Source organism: Nonomuraea sp. WAC 01424 (assembly GCF_003947315.1).
GTDB lineage: Bacteria > Actinomycetota > Actinomycetes > Streptosporangiales > Streptosporangiaceae > Nonomuraea > Nonomuraea spiralis.
The window spans coordinates 199,749-216,527 of the sequence record NZ_QHHZ01000005.1; the positions used below are offsets into that span (position 1 = coordinate 199,749).

The 16,779-nt window shown below is 73.3% G+C and carries 15 protein-coding genes; 4 read left to right on the forward strand and 11 right to left on the reverse strand.

Annotated elements, in window-relative coordinates; all coding sequences use genetic code 11:
* The 3 genes from DMB42_RS15770 to DMB42_RS15780 are packed head-to-tail and all read left to right on the forward strand — an operon-like array spanning window position 1 to window position 3,496.
* Window positions 1-1,179 (forward strand): bifunctional glycosyltransferase family 2/GtrA family protein, encoded by a 1,179-nt coding sequence (locus DMB42_RS15770; RefSeq protein ID WP_125635190.1) that lies wholly within the window; start codon window positions 1-3, stop codon window positions 1,177-1,179.
* Entirely contained in the window at window positions 1,176-2,825 is a 1,650-nt protein-coding gene (locus DMB42_RS15775) for a glycosyltransferase family 39 protein (RefSeq protein WP_125635192.1), read from the forward strand. Before DMB42_RS15770 ends, DMB42_RS15775 begins: the two co-directional genes overlap by 4 nt.
* Before the next feature lie 53 nt (window positions 2,826-2,878).
* The gene (locus tag DMB42_RS15780; protein ID WP_125635194.1) at window positions 2,879-3,496 is read left to right on the forward strand and encodes a TetR/AcrR family transcriptional regulator; all 618 of its coding nucleotides are present in this window, start codon (window positions 2,879-2,881) and stop codon (window positions 3,494-3,496) included.
* 39 nt (window positions 3,497-3,535) lie between these two features.
* On the opposite strand, the gene DMB42_RS15785 is transcribed toward DMB42_RS15780, so the two are convergent.
* The 5 genes from DMB42_RS15785 to DMB42_RS15805 all read right to left on the reverse strand — a co-directional run bounded on the left by DMB42_RS15785 (window position 3,536) and on the right by DMB42_RS15805 (window position 7,011).
* The gene (locus DMB42_RS15785; RefSeq protein ID WP_125635196.1) at window positions 3,536-3,802 is read right to left on the reverse strand and encodes a hypothetical protein; all 267 of its coding nucleotides are present in this window, start codon (window positions 3,800-3,802) and stop codon (window positions 3,536-3,538) included.
* A gap of 69 nt (window positions 3,803-3,871) precedes the next feature.
* Window positions 3,872-4,723 (reverse strand): helix-turn-helix transcriptional regulator, encoded by an 852-nt coding sequence (locus DMB42_RS15790; RefSeq protein WP_125635198.1) that lies wholly within the window; start codon window positions 4,721-4,723, stop codon window positions 3,872-3,874.
* A 59-nt stretch (window positions 4,724-4,782) separates the two neighbouring features.
* Complete coding sequence (locus tag DMB42_RS15795; RefSeq protein ID WP_125635200.1) at window positions 4,783-5,043, reverse strand: hypothetical protein; 261 nt, start codon at window positions 5,041-5,043, stop codon at window positions 4,783-4,785.
* A gap of 85 nt (window positions 5,044-5,128) precedes the next feature.
* On the reverse strand, window positions 5,129-6,142 hold the full coding sequence (locus DMB42_RS15800) for a phosphotransferase family protein (protein ID WP_125635202.1): 1,014 nt from the start codon (window positions 6,140-6,142) through the stop codon (window positions 5,129-5,131).
* Between the two features lie 62 nt (window positions 6,143-6,204).
* Entirely contained in the window at window positions 6,205-7,011 is an 807-nt protein-coding gene (locus DMB42_RS15805) for a GNAT family N-acetyltransferase (protein ID WP_185844678.1), read from the reverse strand.
* A gap of 48 nt (window positions 7,012-7,059) precedes the next feature.
* Between DMB42_RS15805 and DMB42_RS15810 the strand changes: the two genes are divergently transcribed.
* Window positions 7,060-7,965 (forward strand): ROK family protein, encoded by a 906-nt coding sequence (locus tag DMB42_RS15810; RefSeq protein WP_260477720.1) that lies wholly within the window; start codon window positions 7,060-7,062, stop codon window positions 7,963-7,965.
* On the opposite strand, the gene DMB42_RS15815 is transcribed toward DMB42_RS15810, so the two are convergent.
* The 6 genes from DMB42_RS15815 to DMB42_RS54225 are packed head-to-tail and all read right to left on the reverse strand — an operon-like array spanning window position 7,891 to window position 16,764.
* Window positions 7,891-9,606, reverse strand: a complete 1,716-nt coding sequence (locus DMB42_RS15815; RefSeq protein WP_125635208.1) for an acyclic terpene utilization AtuA family protein — start codon at window positions 9,604-9,606, stop codon at window positions 7,891-7,893. The genes DMB42_RS15810 and DMB42_RS15815 overlap by 75 nt on opposite strands.
* The gene (locus tag DMB42_RS15820) at window positions 9,603-10,364 is read right to left on the reverse strand and encodes an enoyl-CoA hydratase-related protein (protein WP_125635210.1); all 762 of its coding nucleotides are present in this window, start codon (window positions 10,362-10,364) and stop codon (window positions 9,603-9,605) included. Before DMB42_RS15820 ends, DMB42_RS15815 begins: the two co-directional genes overlap by 4 nt.
* Window positions 10,361-12,292 carry a biotin carboxylase N-terminal domain-containing protein gene (locus tag DMB42_RS15825; RefSeq protein ID WP_125635212.1) on the reverse strand — a complete coding sequence of 644 codons (1,932 nt, stop codon included), beginning with the start codon at window positions 12,290-12,292 and terminating at the stop codon, window positions 10,361-10,363. The genes DMB42_RS15820 and DMB42_RS15825 overlap by 4 nt, the downstream gene beginning before the upstream one ends.
* Window positions 12,289-13,821 (reverse strand): acyl-CoA carboxylase subunit beta, encoded by a 1,533-nt coding sequence (locus DMB42_RS15830; protein WP_125635796.1) that lies wholly within the window; start codon window positions 13,819-13,821, stop codon window positions 12,289-12,291. Before DMB42_RS15830 ends, DMB42_RS15825 begins: the two co-directional genes overlap by 4 nt.
* A 53-nt stretch (window positions 13,822-13,874) precedes the next feature.
* Window positions 13,875-14,504 (reverse strand): TetR/AcrR family transcriptional regulator, encoded by a 630-nt coding sequence (locus tag DMB42_RS15835; protein WP_221762173.1) that lies wholly within the window; start codon window positions 14,502-14,504, stop codon window positions 13,875-13,877.
* Between the two features lie 58 nt (window positions 14,505-14,562).
* Entirely contained in the window at window positions 14,563-16,764 is a 2,202-nt protein-coding gene (locus tag DMB42_RS54225; protein WP_221762174.1) for a serine/threonine-protein kinase, read from the reverse strand.
* Window positions 16,765-16,779 lie beyond the last annotated feature (15 nt).

Consider the following 16,779-nt stretch of genomic DNA (forward strand, 5'->3'; position numbering starts at 1 on the left):
ATGCAGACAACAGCAGTAGGGACGCGCCTGGTCGAGGTGGTCGTCCCGGTCCACAACGAGCAGCGGGCGCTGCGGGAGAGCGTCGCCCGCCTGCACGCCTACCTCGCCACGACGTTCCCGTACGGCTTCCGCATCACCATCGCCGACAACGCCAGCACCGACGACACGTGGCGGCTGGCCACCGAACTGGCCCGTGAGCTGCCCCGGGTACGAGCCGTGCACCTCGACGAGAAGGGCCGCGGCCGGGCGCTGCGCCGGGTCTGGTCGCAGAGCGAGGCCGACGTCGTCAGCTACATGGACGTCGACCTGTCCACCGACCTGGACGCCTTCCTGCCGCTGGTCGCGCCCCTGCTGTCCGGGCACAGCGACCTGGCCATCGGCACCCGCCTGGCCAGGGCGTCGCGGGTGGAGCGCGGGCCCAAGCGGGAGTTCATCTCGCGCTCGTACAACCTGCTGCTGCGCTCGGTGATGGGCGCCGGGTTCTCCGACGCGCAGTGCGGGTTCAAGGCTGTCCGTACGGAGATCGCGCAGGCGCTGCTGCCCGCCGTCGAGGACGAGCAGTGGTTCTTCGACACCGAGCTGCTGCTGCTGGCCGAGCGGCACGGCCTGCGCATCCACGAGGTGCCGGTCGACTGGGTGGACGACCCCGACAGCCGCGTGGACATCCTGCGTACCGCCCTCGACGACCTGCGCGGGCTGGCCAGGGTGGCCCGCAAGACCCTGTCGGGCGCGGCGCGCATCCCGATGCCCGCCCAGGTGCGGCGGGCCGAGCTGCCGAGGGGGATGGCCAGGCAGCTCCCCAGGTTCGCGATCGTGGGCGTGGTGAGCACGCTGGCCTACCTGGCGCTGTTCACGATGTCGCGGCAGGTCGTTCCCGCGCAGGTCGCCAACGCGGTCGCGCTGCTCGTCACGGCCGTGGCCAACACCGCCGCCAACCGCCGCTTCACCTTCGGCGTCAAGGGCACGGGCGGCGCGCTGCGCGACCAGGTCGAGGGCATGATCGCGTTCCTGGTGGGGCTGGCGCTGACGTCGGGGAGCCTCGCGCTGCTGCCCGACGGCGTCACGCACGGCGTGGAGCTGGTGGCGGTCATCGCGGCCAACGCGGCGGCCACCCTCGTGCGGTTCCTGCTGCTGCGCGTGTGGGTGTTCAACCCCGAGCGCCGCAGGAACGCCCGATGACCGCCCTCGCCGCGCCCGCCCGCGTCCGCGTCCTCACCGGGTCCGACGGCGACCCGCGCTGGTCGCGGCCCGCGATGTGGACCGTGCTCGCCGCCGCCTTCGTCCTGTACGCCTGGGCGCTGGACGGGAACGCCAACGAGTACTACGCCGCCGCCGTCCTGTCGGGCACGCAGAGCTGGAAGGCGTTCTTCTTCGGCGCGATCGACGCCGGGTCCTTCATCACGGTGGACAAGCCGCCGCTCGCCCTGTGGGTCATGGGGTTGTCGGCGCGGATCTTCGGTCACAGCACGTACAGCATGCTGTTGCCGCAGGTCCTCGCCGGCGTGGCGGCCGTCGGCGTGGTGTACTCCGCGGTCCGCAGGTCCTTCGGGCAGGCCCGCCAGGGGCACGTCGCGGCGCTGGTCGCGGCCGTGGTCATGACGCTCACCCCGATCACCGTGGCCATCAACCGGGACAACAACCCCGACACCGTGCTCGTGCTGCTGCCGGTGCTGGCGGCCTGGTTCTGCCTGGAGTCGCTGCGTACGGGCCGGGCGCGGACGTTGCTCCTCGCCGCGTTGTTCGTCGGGCTGGGGTTCAACACCAAGATGTTGCAGGCGTACCTGGTGGTGCCGGCGTTCGGGGTGGCGTACCTGGTGTGCGCCCGCCACCGGGCGGTCAGGCGGGTGGGGCACCTGCTGGCGGCCGGGGTCGTGCTGGCGGTGTCGAGCGCCTGGTGGATGGTGGTCGTCGACCTGTGGCCCGCCGCGTCGCGGCCGTACGTCGGCGGCTCGACCGACAACACCGTCCGGGACCTGGTGATCGGCTACAACGGGCTCGGCCGCGTCTTCGGCCAGGGCGGGGGCGGGCTCAGGATCGGAGGCGTGAGCTTCGGCGGGGAGGCCGGGGCCGGGCGGCTGTTCAACGACGTCATGGCCGGGCAGATCTCCTGGTTGTTGCCGTTCTGCGTCGTGGCGCTGGCCTTCGCCGTGCTCCTGCGGGTGCGCGGCCTGCCCTTCGACGGGGCGTCGTGGCTGGTGTGGGGCGGCTGGCTGGTCGTGCACTACGTGGTGTTCAGCTTCTCCAGTGGCACGTTCCATCCCTACTACACGACCGCGATGGCGCCCGCCGTGGCCGCGCTCACCGGCATGGGGGTGACCGTGATGTGGCAGGCGTACCGCAGGTCGCGGGGATGGGGGTGGGTGCTCCCGGTGGCGGTCGCCGTGACGGGCGGGTGGTCGTTCGCGGTGTTGCGCCGTACGCCCGAGTGGCTGCCGTGGCTGGCCTGGGTCGTGCTCGGGGCGACCACGGCGGCCGTGGCGCTGCTCGTCCTGGCCAGGGCCCGGACGGCGGGCAGGGTGACCGCGGCGGCACTGGCGGCCACCCTGGTCGCGGGGCTCGCCGGTCCGGCGGCCTACGCCGTCTCACCCCTGGGGTCGCGGGTGAACGGCACCAACCCCACGGCGGGCCCGTCCACGGGCCGGACGGGCGGCCCCGGCGGCGCGTTCCCCGGCGGCCTCCCACGCGGCGAGCTCCCCGGCGGCTTCCAGAGCGGCTTCCAGGACGGCGGGGAGCCACCTCAGGGGCGGTCCGGTGCACGGCGGTGGACGGCCGCACCGGCCTCTACGACTGCGCCGCCTGACCACGAGAACCGCCGGCCCGGGTGACGAAAGCCGCTCCACGACGCGGCGTGCCGACCGGCGCGCTATAGGCTGATCGGGTGGCGAGTACGACCCGGGCCGAGCAGGCTGATCAGCGTAGAGCCGAGCTTCTGGAGGCCACCCGCAAGGTGGTGCTCGAACGTGGTTTGGCCCACACGCGCATCGCCGACATCGCCAAGTCCATCAATGTCAGCGGCGGCCTGATCCACTACCATTTCGCGACCAAGGACGAGCTGATCACCGCCATGCTGCGGGCCACGCTCGACATCGAGAGCGCCCGGCTCAAGGAACTGGCCGACGGCCCCGGCACGGCGGTCGAGCGGCTCGACCGGGTGCTGCGCTACTACATCCCCGAGTCGCGTTCCGACCAGAGCTGGCTGCTGTGGATCGACGCCTGGAACACCGCGCTGCGCGAGCCCGCCGTCAACGCGATCATGCTGGAGCTGGAGACGGCCTGGCTCGACGCACTGGCCCAGGTGCTCTCGGCGGGCACCGACGCGGGGGAGTTCGCCTGCGCCGACCCGGCGGGCGCGGCCGAGCGCATCGACGCCATGCTCGACGGTCTGATCATCCGCTACACGCTGCATCCCAACGTGCTGGACAAGGCGCGGCTGCTGGCCCACGCGCGTACGGCGGCGGCCAGGGAGGCGGGCATCGCGGTGGCGGACTTCGGCTGATCACACGCGCCCGGGGGTCAGGGCCGGGCGGTGGTCAGGTCAGGCGGGGAGGGCGGCCAGCAGGAAGGCCAGGCGGGCCGCCGCCGACTCGACGTCCTCGGTGGTGCCGAGGCGGTAGCCCCATGAGGTGATGAAGGCGCCGTCGTCGGAGCACGTCACGGTCTCGGCGAGGGTCGCGGAGAAACGGTTGCGCACCGACACGTACGCCGGGTCGCTGGCCAGCGCGACACTCTGCACCGAAAGGTCGGCGTGACGGCCCGCGTGCCACGCGAACCGCTCAAGGCAGAACGCGGTATCAAGCATCATGCGTCACCTCCGCAACGTCTCGCGACAGAATTGCACGATCTTGCGGCGGGTGGCAAGCAATTGCTGAGGTTAATGTGGGGTTTGTTGCCGGTATTCGTTAAGAATACGGATGATGACTTCGCGCCCCGGCTCCCCGAACTCCGCCACCTTGGCGTAGTCGTCGAAAGCCCGTACGTAGAAGGCGATGTCGTCGGGGTCGCGCAGCACCAGGTCCTTGGTCATCGTGGCGACCCCGACCATGGCCTCGTTGTAGATCCAGAACCCGTTGATCGGCGCGGACGGCAACTCCGTGCCGAAGGGGATCACCCCGAACTCGACGTTGGGCAGTGTGCTGACGGCCAGCAGCCGGTCGAGCTGGCCGCGCATGACGCCGGCCGGGGCCAGCGTGCTGCGCAGCGCCGACTCCGGCACCGCGAACCTGAACGTGCGCGTGCGGTCGTAGAGGATCTCCTGGCGCTGCATGCGCACGCGGACCGCCGCGTCGATCTGGTCGTCGGCGCTGTAGAGGCGTCTGACCTTGCGGAACACGTGCCGGGCGTACTCGGAGGTCTGGAGCAGGCCGACCACGATGCCCGGTTCGAAGACGCGGAACAGCTTCGTGCGCGCCTCCAGGTCGCGGATGTCCTCCTGGAGGGCGGCCAGGCCGCTGCGGTGACGCTGCTTCCAGTCGTCGTGCCGCTCCAGCAGCGCGATCGCCTGCCTGATCAGCTCGTCGGTCGTGTCGGGCGCGGCCCCGACGGCCTGCGCCCACACGACCACGTCATCCTCGGTCGCCGTCTGCCTGGCGTTCTCCAGGCGGGAGACCTTGGACGGCTGCCAGCGCAGCCGCTCTGCCAGGTCCTTGCCCGACAGATGGGCAGCCTCGCGCAGCTGACGCAGTTGGCTGCCGAGGTCGATGCGCGCCTGCTGAAAGGACGTCACGCGGCAAGAGGCTAGCCCCGTGGGCGCCGATCATGCCAGGCCCAGTCGCGCAATTGTGATCAAGCGGTGGCCGACGGTGTTCCGTCGCTGGTGGGCACGGCGTCGGTTGATCCGCCGGGCAGCACCCGGCGGGCGATCTCGGTGAGGAGCTCGCGGGGCACCTCGACGGCGCCCTCCCCCTCGAGCACGTCGCGCAGGTCCGCGAGCGCCTCGGGGTCGGTGACTTGAAGTCCCTGGACGACGATGGTGCCGCGATCGGTTTCGTACAGGGTGGGACAGGCGCCCGCCTCCGAGGTGGAGCCGAGGAACCGCATACGCATGACGATCCTTCCCCGAATACCAGATGCAATTGCGCGCAATTGTACGCATTTGGGGGTGTGGCGTGATCCTTTTTCCGGATCGAGTTCAGTGCAGCGAGCCGTCCATGATGTCGCGGGCACGGGCGAACAGGCCGAGGGTGGTGGCGTGCAGCAGGTCGCCGATGTCCCGGGGCGCCTTCCCGGCGTACGCCCGCGCGTGTGTGCCCTCCAGCACGATGCCGAGCTTGAAACAGGCCATCACCGCGTACCAGTCGATCGCCGACAGGTCGCGCTCCGACAGCGCCGCGTAGTACGCGACCAGCTCCCGCTCCGGCGGCAACCCCGGCACGTGCCCGTTGTTCGCCGGCCAGGTGGCCAGCAACCAGCCCAGGTCGAGCAGCGGGTCGCCGATCGTGCACATCTCCCAGTCGACGATCGCGGCCACCCGTGGCCCGTCGAGGGCGAACATGAGGTTGGCGAAGTGGTAGTCGCCGTGCATGACCCCCGGGACGAACGCGGCGGGCCGGTGGCGGGTGAGCCAGGCGGCGGTGGCGTCGAGGCCGGGGATGTCGGGGCCGGGGTAGCCGTCGAGCTCGCCGTAGGAGTCGAGCTCCTTCAGCCAGCGCGGCACCTGCCGTTCGAGGAAGCCCTCGGGGCGGCCGAACCCCGGCAGCACCTCCGGATCGACCCGCCCCAGCTCGGCCAGCGCGGCGGCGGCCTCCAGGCCCATCCGGTGCCTGATCGCGGGGTCGGAGGCGTGCGGCTCGGGCAGCCCGGTCGAGGGGTTGAAGCCCGCCACCGGCTCCATCAGGTAGAACACCGGCTCCCGCGCGGTCTGCGCGGCCACCAGTCGCGGCGCCGGCACCGCCGTGCCGCGCAGCGCCGCCAGCAGCCGCGCTTCGCGCCGCAGCACGTCGTTGCTCTTGCGCCGGGCGTGCGCGGGCGGCCTGCGCAGGATGTACGGCCGCCCGCCGCGCTCGAAGCGGACCATGACGTTCTGCGTGCCGCCCAGGACCGGCGCGACCTCCGTGATCTCCCCGCCCGGCAGGCCCTCGGCGTCCATCCACGCGCCGAGTTCGTCGAGGTCGATGGCGGTGACGTCGATGTGGGTGGAGGTCATGGCCGTCCTTCGACAGAACGATATTCTGGAGGCCCCAACCTACGAGAGCCCCGGGCGACCGGTCAACCCAGCGCCAGCATGAACGGCAGGAACTGCCGCGACCGGTCTCCCGGCAGGTCGCCGCGCCACACCATGTGCGCGCACGTGAACGCCTGGGTCAGGCCGTGCTCCTCGGTCCAGCGCGTCAGGTCCTCGCGGTCCAGGTCGAGGTCGACCCTGATCTTGCGGCCGGCGTCCAGGGCCAGGTCGCCGATCAGGTCCCGCGCGGTCCGCTCGTCCCGCGCCACGACCGGGCCGATGGCGGTGGTGCCGTCGTTGTCCCAGCGGTGGGCGTAACCGCCGTCGGCGATCCTGACGCCCTCGCCGAAGCCGAACATCCGGCGCAGCACCGGCGACCTGTCGGTGCCGAACACCTCGGCGTCCAGGTCGAGGATGGCCTCCAGGTCGGCCGGCGTCGCCGGGCGGGTGCGGCCCGACGGCTCGCCGTGGAAGACGCCGGTCCGCGTCGCGGTCATGCCCGCGACGCGGAAGCCGAACTCCTCGTAGAGCGGGCGGCCGTGCTCGGTGGCGTACAACGAGACCGCGCGTCCGTCCGCGCGTTCCAGCACGTGGTTCATCAGCCGGCGGCCCAGGCCGCGCCGGGCGTACCTGGAGGCGGTCAGGACCATGCTGATCACCGCGTGGTCGTCGCCGTAGGGGGTCAGGACGTTCGTGGCGGCCAGGCCGTCGGCGTCGGGGGCCTCGATGCCGTACGGCTCCCCGACCTCGAACAGCAGCCGCCACTTGTGCCGCTCGGCCCCCCAGTTACGGTCCTCGGCCAGCCGGGAGCAGTCCTCTAGATCATCCAATGTCAGCCGACGCAGCGTCATGGAGGACATCCTCCCGTATTGGGAGATTATGGGGGGATGACGTGTGTTGTGGCGATAGATGTGGGCGGTACGACACTGAAGGGCGGATTGATCGCCCCGGACGGCGCCATCCTCCACCGGGAACGCCGTCCCACCCCCCGCACCGAGGGACCGGACCGCGTGATCGCCGCGATCTCCGCCTTCGTCGCCGACCTGAGCCGGCCGCGCACGGTCGCCGGGACCCTCCTGCGACCGGCGGCCGTGGGGCTGGCCGTCCCCGGCCTGGTCACCTCCGAGAAGGCGGTCTTCTCGGCCGCGTTCGGCTGGCGGGACGTGCCCGCCGCGGCGTTCTCCGACGGACGCCTCCCGCTCGCCCTCGGCCACGACGTGCGCTCGGCGGGCGAGGCGGAGCTGGCCCACGGCCCCGGCGCCGCCGACGCGCTCTACCTGCCGATCGGCACCGGCATCGCCGGAGCCGTCGTCCTGTCCGCCTCCCTGTACGGCGGCGCCGCCGGCTGGGCCGGGCAGATCGGGCACATCCCGGTGCGTCCCGGCGGGCTGCCCTGCCCGTGCGGCCAGCGCGGCTGCCTGGCCGCCTACGCCTCGGCCGCCTCGATCGCGGCCCGCGCCGGCGAGACCACCGCCGAGGACGTCGTCCGCCGGGCCGCGGCGGGGGACGAGCCGGCGGCCCGGGTGTGGACGGAGGCGGTCGAGGCGCTCGCCCTGGCGCTGGCCACGTACACGCTGGTGCTGGACCCCGCGATGATCGTCATCGGCGGCGGCCTGTCGCTGGCGGGGGACGCCCTCGTGGTCCCGCTGCGGGCCCGGCTGGCCGCCCGGCTCGCCTTCCGCCCGGCGCCCGAGGTACGGGTCTCGGCGCTCGGCGTGGACGCCGGGCTGCTAGGCGCCGGGCTCCTCGCCCGCCGGGCCCTGGGGCAGCAGGGCGGCGGGGACGTCGACGACCTGGGCGCGTAGCTCCTCGCCCAGGGCCTTGGCCTGCGGGTCCATGCGCGGGCTGGCCGCGACGCCCCGGCCCAGCAGGCCGTGGACGACGAAGTTGAGCGCCCTGATGTTGGGCAGCTCGTGGCGGTCGATCCGATGGAGGGCCAGGTCCGGGAGCAGGGACTTCAGCCGGTCGGTGGTGAGGGTGGCCGCGAGCCAGGCGTACCGCTCGGCGGTCGCGGCCCATACGCCGAGGTTGGCGTTGCCACCCTTGTCGCCGGACCGCGCCCCCGCGACCCGGCCCAGAGGCGCGCGCACGACGGGCCCGCCGGGTGGCTCAGGAAGCGCGGGCCCGGGAACCGGCTCGGGGATCGGCCCGGGGGCCGGTGCGCCCTGGACGACCGGGGGCAGCTCCTCGCCGTCCAGGAAGACCCGCGGGCACACCTCCGACGCCGGCACCAGCACCGGCCAGTACACCCCGTACGGGGAGGCGTCGCCGGGCGGGGTGAGGCCGTAGAAGCCCGGGTAGCTGGACAGGCCGGTCTCCACCACGGCGGAGGAGAAGGCCCGGCCCGCCTTGCGCCGGTCGGCGTCCATGACGGTGATCCGCAGCAGGCCCGCGTCCGTCAGCGTCACGTCCACCTGGTCGAAGGACTCGCGCGGCACCCGCGCCCAGATCGCCTCCTCGGCGGCCCGCGCCTTGGCCTCGACGTCCAGGCCGGTCAGGACCAGCGTCATCGTGTTGCGGTAGCCGGCCGGGAAGTTGACGGCGACCTTGAGCGTGTCCGGCGGCGGCTCGCCGCGCACACCGGAGATCAGCACCCGGTCGGGCCCGTCGTCCGACAGGGTGATCGTGTCGAACCTGGCGACGACGTCGGGGCCCTGGTAGCGCGGGCCGCCCAGCTCGTAGACGAGTTGCGCGGTGACCGTGCCGACCGTGCCGACGCCGCCCGTGCCCGGATGCTTGGTGATCACGGACGAGCCGTCGGCGCGCAGCTCGGCGATCGGGAAGCCGCAGTGGGCCAGGTCGGGCACGTCCTGGAAGAAGGCGTAGTTGCCGCCAGTGGCCTGGCAGCCGCACTCGATGACGTGACCCGCGACCACCGACCCGGCCAGCGCGTCGAGGTCGCCGGGACCCCATCCGTACCGCCAGATGCCGGGGCCGGTGACCAGGGCGGCGTCCGTCACGCGGCCGGTCACCACGACGTCGGCGCCCGCCGACAGCGCGGCGGCGACGGGACGGCCGCCGAGGTAGGCGTTGGCGGTCAGGGGAGCGGCCGGGGCGCGCTCGCCGGTGTCGGCGTTGACCAGGTCGAGTGGGCGGCCCATGAGGTCGTCGCCGGTGACGTGGGCGACCTTGGGCGACAGGCCCAGCCGGGCGGCCAGCTCGTGCACGGCCTCCGCGCAGCCCGCCGGGTCGAGGCCGCCCGCGTTCGTCACGATCCTGATGCCGCGGTCGAGGCAGGGCCCGAGGACGTCCTCAAGCTGGCGCAGGAACGTGGGCGCGTAACCGGGGCGGCCCTTGAGGCGGTTCCCGGCGAGGATGAGCATGGTCAGCTCGGCCAGCCAGTCGCCCGTGAGCACGTCGATCGGGCCGCCCTCGACCATCTCCCTGGCCGCCGAGAGCCGGTCGCCGTAGAAGCCGCTGCAGTTGGCGACGCGCAGCGCGCTCACGGCACCCACTTGGGCGGCCGCTTGTCCATGAACGCCGCGATGCCCTCCTGCCCCTCGGCCGAGGTGAACCGCTCGGCCGACAACTCGCTCATCCGCCGCAGCCCCTCCTCGAACGACACCGCGGGAACCTCCCTGACCAGCCGCTTGGTGATGGCCAGCGCCTCGGGGCCGCCCCTGGCCAGCAGGCCGGCGTAGTGGCGTACGGTGGCGTCCAGCTCCTCCTCGGGCACGGCCCTGGTCAGCAGGCCGATCCTGGCCGCCGTGGCCGCGTCGAACACCTCGCCGGTCAGGAAGTACTCGGCCGCCGCCCGCGGGTCCAGCCTGCGCAGCACGGGCACCGAGATCATCGCGGGCACGACCCCGAGACGCACCTCGGTGAACGCGAACGACGCCGTGTCCGGCGCGATCGCGAAGTCGCACGCGGCGACCAGGCCGAGGCCGCCGGCGCGGGCCGTGCCGTTCAGGCGGCAGATCACCGGCTTCGGGCTCTCCCAGAGCAGCGTCATGATCTCCGGGAACGACGCCGTCACCGGCGCGTCCGGGTCGCCGCGCTGCTCCTTCAGGTCGGCGCCCGAGCAGAACACCCGGCCGGTACCGGTCAGCACGATCACCCGCGCGGCCCGCTCGTCCAGCGCCCACCGCAGATGCCCGGCCAGCTCGGCCAGCAGCCGCCTGGACAACGCGTTGCGGTTGGCCGGCGAGTCGAGCGTGACGGTGGCCACGCCGTCCGCCAGCTCCTTGTGCACCAGGCTCGTCATGAGCTCTCCTCCTGGATGATCGCCAGCACGGCCCCCGCCTCGACCTGCTGTCCCTTCTCGACGTACACGTCCGAGACCACGCCGGCCGCCGGGGCCGCGATGCGATGCTCCATCTTCATCGCCTCCAGCACCAGGACCGCCTGCCCCTCGGCCACCGTGTCGCCCTCGGCCACCTCGACCCGCAACACGCTGCCCGGCATGGGGGCGAGCAGCGAGCCCGGGGCCACGTGCTCGACCGGCTCGGGCAGGCGCGGCACCGGGGTCAGCACCGCCGAGCCCGCGGGGGAGTCGACGTAGACCCGTTCGTCGCCGTCGTACCGGGCGACCTGGAAGGTCTGCCGTACGCCGTCGTGTTCCAGGACCACCTCCTCGGGCCGCGCGGAGACCGCCATGACGCCCGGGGGCAGCGGGTCGTAGACGACCTCGGCCTCCTCGAAGCGGGCACGGACGGGCTGGGAGCGTACGTTGCGCCAGCCGGCGGGCAGCCCGGCCAGGACGGCGGCGTCGCGGCGGCGTCCGGCGGCCATGGCCAGCGCGGCGGCCAACGCCGGCAACTCCCCGCCCGCTACCGGCGAACCGGTCGGCAAGTCCCCGCCCGCCCGCGACACCGGCGAACCGGCCGCGAGGGGCGAGGGTGCGCTGAGGGGGCCGCCGGGGGAGAGGAAGGCGGTGTCGGTGTCGCCCGCGAGGAAGGCCCGGCTGGTCAGGATGTCCACCAGCAGGTCGCGGTTGGTCGTGACGCCGTGCAGCCGGGCCCGGCGCAGGGACGCGGCCAGCTTCCGCGCCGCCTCCGTCCTTGTCGCCCCGAACGCGACCACCTTGGCCAGCATCGCGTCGTAGTGCGGCGACACCTCCGACCCGGACTCGACCCCGGAGTCCACCCGTACGTCCCCCGGCACCTCGAACCGCCGCAACACGCCCGTCTGCGGCAGGTAGGCGGCGTCCTCGGCGTACAGTCGTACCTCGATCGCGTGGCCGCGCGGCTCGGGCGGTCCGGGCGGCAGGGCCGCGCCCTCGGCCACCTCCAGTTGCAGCCGTACGAGGTCGACGCCGAAGACCAGCTCGGTGACCGGGTGCTCGACCTGGAGCCGGGTGTTCATCTCCAGGAACGCCACCCGGTCGCCCTTGACCAGGAACTCGACCGTGCCCGCCCCGACGTAGCCGATCCTGCGGGCCGCGCGGACGGCCGCCGCGCACAGCAGCTCGCGGGTCGCCTCCGAGATGCCCGGCGACGGGCACTCCTCGACGACCTTCTGATGCCGGCGCTGGATGCTGCACTCGCGTTCGCCGAGCGCCCACACCGTGCCGTGCCCGTCGGCCAGCACCTGCACCTCGACGTGCCGGGCGGCCTCCAGCAGCGGCTCGGCGAACACGGCGCCGTCCCCGAAGGCCGCCTCGGCCTCCCGGCGGGCCGACTCCACCTCGGCGGCGAGGGCGTCCGCGTCCCTGACGACGCGCATGCCGCGCCCGCCCCCGCCGGCGGACGCCTTCACCAGCAGCGGGAACTCGCCCGGCGCGGCCAGGTCGAGCGAGGGCAGCACCGGCACCCCGGCCTCGGCCATCAGCCGCTTCGCCGTGATCTTCGAGCCCATCGCCGCGATCGCCTCGGGCGGCGGCCCGACCCAGGTGAGCCCGGCGTCCAGTACCGCCCGCGCGAACACCGCACTCTCCGACAGGAAGCCGTAGCCGGGGTGCACCGCGTCGGCGCCGGAGGCCCGGCACGCCTCGATGATCCGCTCCACGTCCAGGTACGTCTCGGCCGGACGCACCCCGGGGAGCCGTACGGCGAGGTCGGCCTCGCGGGCGTGCGGCGCCCGCGCGTCGGCGTCGGAGAAGACGGCGACCGTGGAGATGCCGAGCGAGCGGCAGGTGCGGAAGACGCGGCGGGCGATCTCGCCGCGGTTCGCCACGAGCAGACGGGTGATCACGGCCGGAACACCCCGAACCCCGCCGCCGGCGGCACCGGCGCGCTGTTGACCGCCGACAGGCACATGCCCAGCACCGTACGGGTGTCGCGCGGGTCGATCACCCCGTCGTCGTAGAGCCGTCCCGACAGGAAGAACGGCAACGACTCCGCCTCGATCTGGGACTCCACCATGGCACGCATCGCCGCGTCGGCCTCCTCGTCGTAGACCTGCCCCCTGGCCTGCGCCGCGGCCCGCCCGACGATCGACAGCACCCCGGCGAGCTGGGCCGGGCCCATCACCGCCGACTTGGCGCTCGGCCAGCTGAACAGGAACCGGGGATCGTAGGCGCGCCCGCACATGCCGTAGTTGCCCGCGCCGTAGGAGGCGCCCATGACCACGGTCAGGTGGGGCACGGTCGAGTTCGACACGGCGTTGATCATCATGGCGCCGTGCTTGATGATGCCGCCCTGCTCGTAGTCCTTGCCCACCATGTAGCCGGTCGTGTTCTGCAGGAACAGCAGCGGCGTGCGCGACTGGTTCGCGAGCTGGATGAACTGGGTGGCCTTCTGCGACTCCTGGCTGAACAGCACGCCGCGCGCGTTGGCCAGCACCCCGACCGGGTAGCCGTGGACCCGCGCCCAGCCGGTCACCAGCGAGGGGCCGTACAGGGGCTTGAACTCCTCGAACTCGCTGCCGTCCACCACCCGGGCGATCACCTCGCGCGGGTCGAAGGGCACCTTCAGGTCCTCCGGGACGATCCCCAGCAGCTCCTCGGCCGGGTAGGCGGGCTCGCGCGCGGGCAGCGGCGCGACGCCCTGCTTGCGCCAGTTGAGCGAGCGCACGATCGCGCGGCCGACGCGCAGCGCGTCGTGCTCGTCCTCGGCCAGGTAGTCGGCCAGGCCGCTGGTCCTGGCGTGCATCTCGGCGCCGCCCAGCGACTCGTCGTCGGACTCCTCGCCGGTCGCCATCTTCACCAGCGGCGGCCCGCCGAGGAACACCTTGGCGCGGTCGCGGACCATCACCACGTAGTCGCTCATGCCGGGCACGTACGCGCCGCCGGCCGTGGAGTTGCCGAAGACCAGCGCGACCGTCGGGACGCCGGCCGCCGACAGCCGCGTCAGGTCGCGGAAGATCCGGCCGCCCGGGATGAAGATCTCCTTCTGCGACGGCAGGTCCGCGCCGCCGCTCTCGACCAGGTTCACGTACGGCAGCCGGTTGGCCAGCGCGATCTCGGCCGCGCGCAGCGACTTGCGCAGCGTCCACGGGTTGGACGCCCCGCCCCGGACCGTGGGGTCGTTCGCGGTGATCAGGCACTCGACGCCCTCGATCACCCCGATGCCGGTGACCATGCCCGCGCCCACCTGGAACTCGCTGCCCCACGCGGCCAGCGTCGACAACTCCAGGAACGGGGAGTCGGGGTCGACCAGCAGCTCGACGCGTTCCCGCGCCGGCAGCTTGCCGCGCCCGCGGTGGCGCTCGACGTACTTCTCGCCGCCGCCGGCCACCGCCTTGGCGTGCTCGGCGTCCAGCTCGGCCAGCTTGGCGAGCATGGCCGCGCGCCGGGCGAGATGTTCGGCGCCGCGCGGATCGAGCCGGCTCCTGATCACGGGCCCTCCTGGGACGAAGTCGACGTGGGCGTCAACCCGATGGCCCCCGCCCACAACCGGGTCAGGTGGTCGACGGCGTCCTGCTCGCCGGCCCGCTCCCCGAGGTCCAGCCACACGTGCGCGAAGTGCTCGACCATGCCGCCCAGCATGACGGCCGTCAGCCTCGGGTCGAGCGACGGGTCGGCCAGGCCCTGCTCCTGGAGGCGGCGCAGCCCGTCCGCGCCGCGCCGGACGAACGCCTCGCGCAGCTCCAGCAGCAGCCGCCCGAAGCGGGGATCGGCGTCGGCGGCGTGTTCGACCATGCGGACCAGGCGCGAGTTCGCCGCCCAGGCGCGCAGGTAGAGGCGGTTGGCGGCCTCGATGCGGGCGTAGGGGTCGCCGGAGGCGGCCGGGCCGACCGCGCTCGCCGCGAACATCTCGCCGACCACCGCCTGCGCCACCTCCCCGAACAACGCCTCCTTGGAGTCGAAGTAGGTGTAGAAGGTGCCGTGGGAGACCCCGGCCCGCGCGCACACGTCGTCGATCCGCACGGCGTCGTACCCGTGCTCCTCGAACGCCTCACGCCCGGCCGCGAGCAGCGTGGCCCGGGTGCGTTTGCCGCGCAGGGTCAGGGACTTGACGATCACGTCAGCCACGGTAGCGACCGGCGCGCGCGGACGGAAGAGCTCCCGCCGCGCGGCCCCGTCAGGTGCAGTGGCTCCAGCCGGACTTCCAGCTCAGCGAGTTCCACGAACCGCCCCAGATCACGCACTTCTTCACGGCGGCCAGCCGGACCGGCCCCGCGTACGCGGTGAACTTGCCCGGGTTGCTGCCGCTCGCGCCGCCCTGGACCTGGAGGGTGGCGTTCATGGAGACCTTGTTCGGATACACCAGCTTCGACATCGTGACCACGCAGTTCTTGCCCGCGCCGGTGTTGTAGAGCAGGTAGATCGTGGCCGAGCTGCCCAGCGCGTGCTGGTCGATCACCTTGAAGCCCGAGCCGCACGCGGTCACCACGCTGTACGTGTTCGGCTTCAGCGTGGGCTTCGCCGTGGGCTTGGGGGTCGTCTTGGTCGCCGTGGGCTTCTTGGCCGGCTGCTGGACGGTCGACGTGGGGCCGGGGGTCGGCTGAGCCGTGGGCTCGTCCTCGCCGTCGATCAGGCCCGTAGGCTTCTTCTTCTTGGTCGGGGTGACCTTGGGCTCGGGATTCTTGGTGGTCGGTTGGGCCGAGGGCACGCTGGTCACCGGGTGGTTCGGGACCTGGATGACCGGTTCCTTGGTGTGCTTGGCCTTCTTGGGCGGGTCGGCCTGGCCGATGTCCAGCGTGGGCACGGGCTGGCCGGTCTCCGCCGGGAGCGTCGTCGGGTCGGGGGTCACCTCGGCGGTCGGCGGCTCGCCCGGCTGCCCGGCGCCCTGGCCGTCCTCCGGCGGGTTCTGCGAGGCGTTGCCGGTGGCGGTCACGGGGACCTTGCCGCTGTTGGCCTGCACCACGACGGCCCCGCCCACCACGAGCAGCGCGGCGGCGGCGGCGCCGGACAGGGCGAACGTCAACGTCCGCCGCTGCCGGTCAGGCGCCTTGCCCGGCCGCTTGCCCGGCGTCCCGCCTGGGGTTGCGCCGGGGGTTCCGGGCTGGGCGGTGGAGGGGTGTCCCGCCTGGGGGCCGCCCGGCATGCCGCCGTGCGGGCCGTGCGGGCCGTGCGGGTGACCGTGCGGCGCGCCGCCCTGGGGGCCGCCCGGCCCGCCGGGAACGCCGCCCTGGGGTGCGCCTTGGGGTGCGCCTTGAGGGCCGCCCTGCGCGGCCGCGTGCGGGACACCGGCGTGCGGCCCGCCCGGTGCGCCCGGGTGGGGGGCGCCCGGGGCGCCGGTGTGCGGGCCGTGCGGTGTGCCCTGGGGTGCGCCGCTCGGGGCCTGGGCCGCGGCCGGGTGGCCCTTGGGGCCGGTCTGCGGGGGGACGGCGTTGGGGCCGGTGGGCTGGGTCCAGGGGCCGGGGTAGGCCTCCTGCCCCGGTACGGGCGCCCCCGCCGGGGAGGCCGCCCCCGGCTGTGCGACGCGGGTGACCGTGGCCCCCGTGACCGGCTCGATGGCGGCCTTGGGAGCGGGCTGGCCGGTGAGGCGGACGATCAGCTCGTCGGCGCTGGGCCGCCGACCCGGGTCCTTCGACAGGCACAGGCCGACCAGTTCGGCGAGCTCCCCTTCCATCCCGCCGAGCTGCGGCTCCTCGTTCAGGATGCGGTTCATCACCACGGGGATCGAGTCGGCCCCGAACGCGGGCTTCCCGGTGGCGGCGTACACCATCGTGACGCCCCACGCGAAGACGTCGGCGGCCTCCGACACGGCGGAACCGCTGAGCTGCTCGGGCGCCAGGTACGACGGCGTGCCCATCGCCATCCCCGTGGCCGTGGCCCCGGGCGAGTCAAGGGCGCGGGCGATGCCGAAGTCGATCACGACCGGGCCCTCGGGGCCCATGAGCACGTTCGCGGGCTTGAAGTCGCGGTGCAGGATCCCGGCGCGGTGGATGGCCGCCAGCGCGGTGGCCGTGCTGATCGCGAGCCGTTCCAGCGCCGCGCCCCGGCGCGGGCCCTCGTTGATGACGAGTTCGCGCAGGGAGGGCCCCGGCACGTACTCGCTCACGATGTACGGCCGGCTCCCGTCCAGGTCGGCGTGCAGGACGGGCGCGGTGCAGAAGCGGGCGACCCGCTGGGCCACCGCCACCTCGCGCAGGAACCTCGTCCGCGCGTCGGCGTCGGCCACGAGGGCGTGGTGCAGCAGCTTGACGGCGACCTGTTCCCCCGAGTCGCTCTTGCCGAGATAGACAACGCCTTGACCACCCTCGCCGAGCCGGGCGACGATGTCGTACGCCCCCAGCCGCCGCGGGTCGTCCGCCGCCAACGGCTGGAACTGATTCACGTTGGACCCCCATTA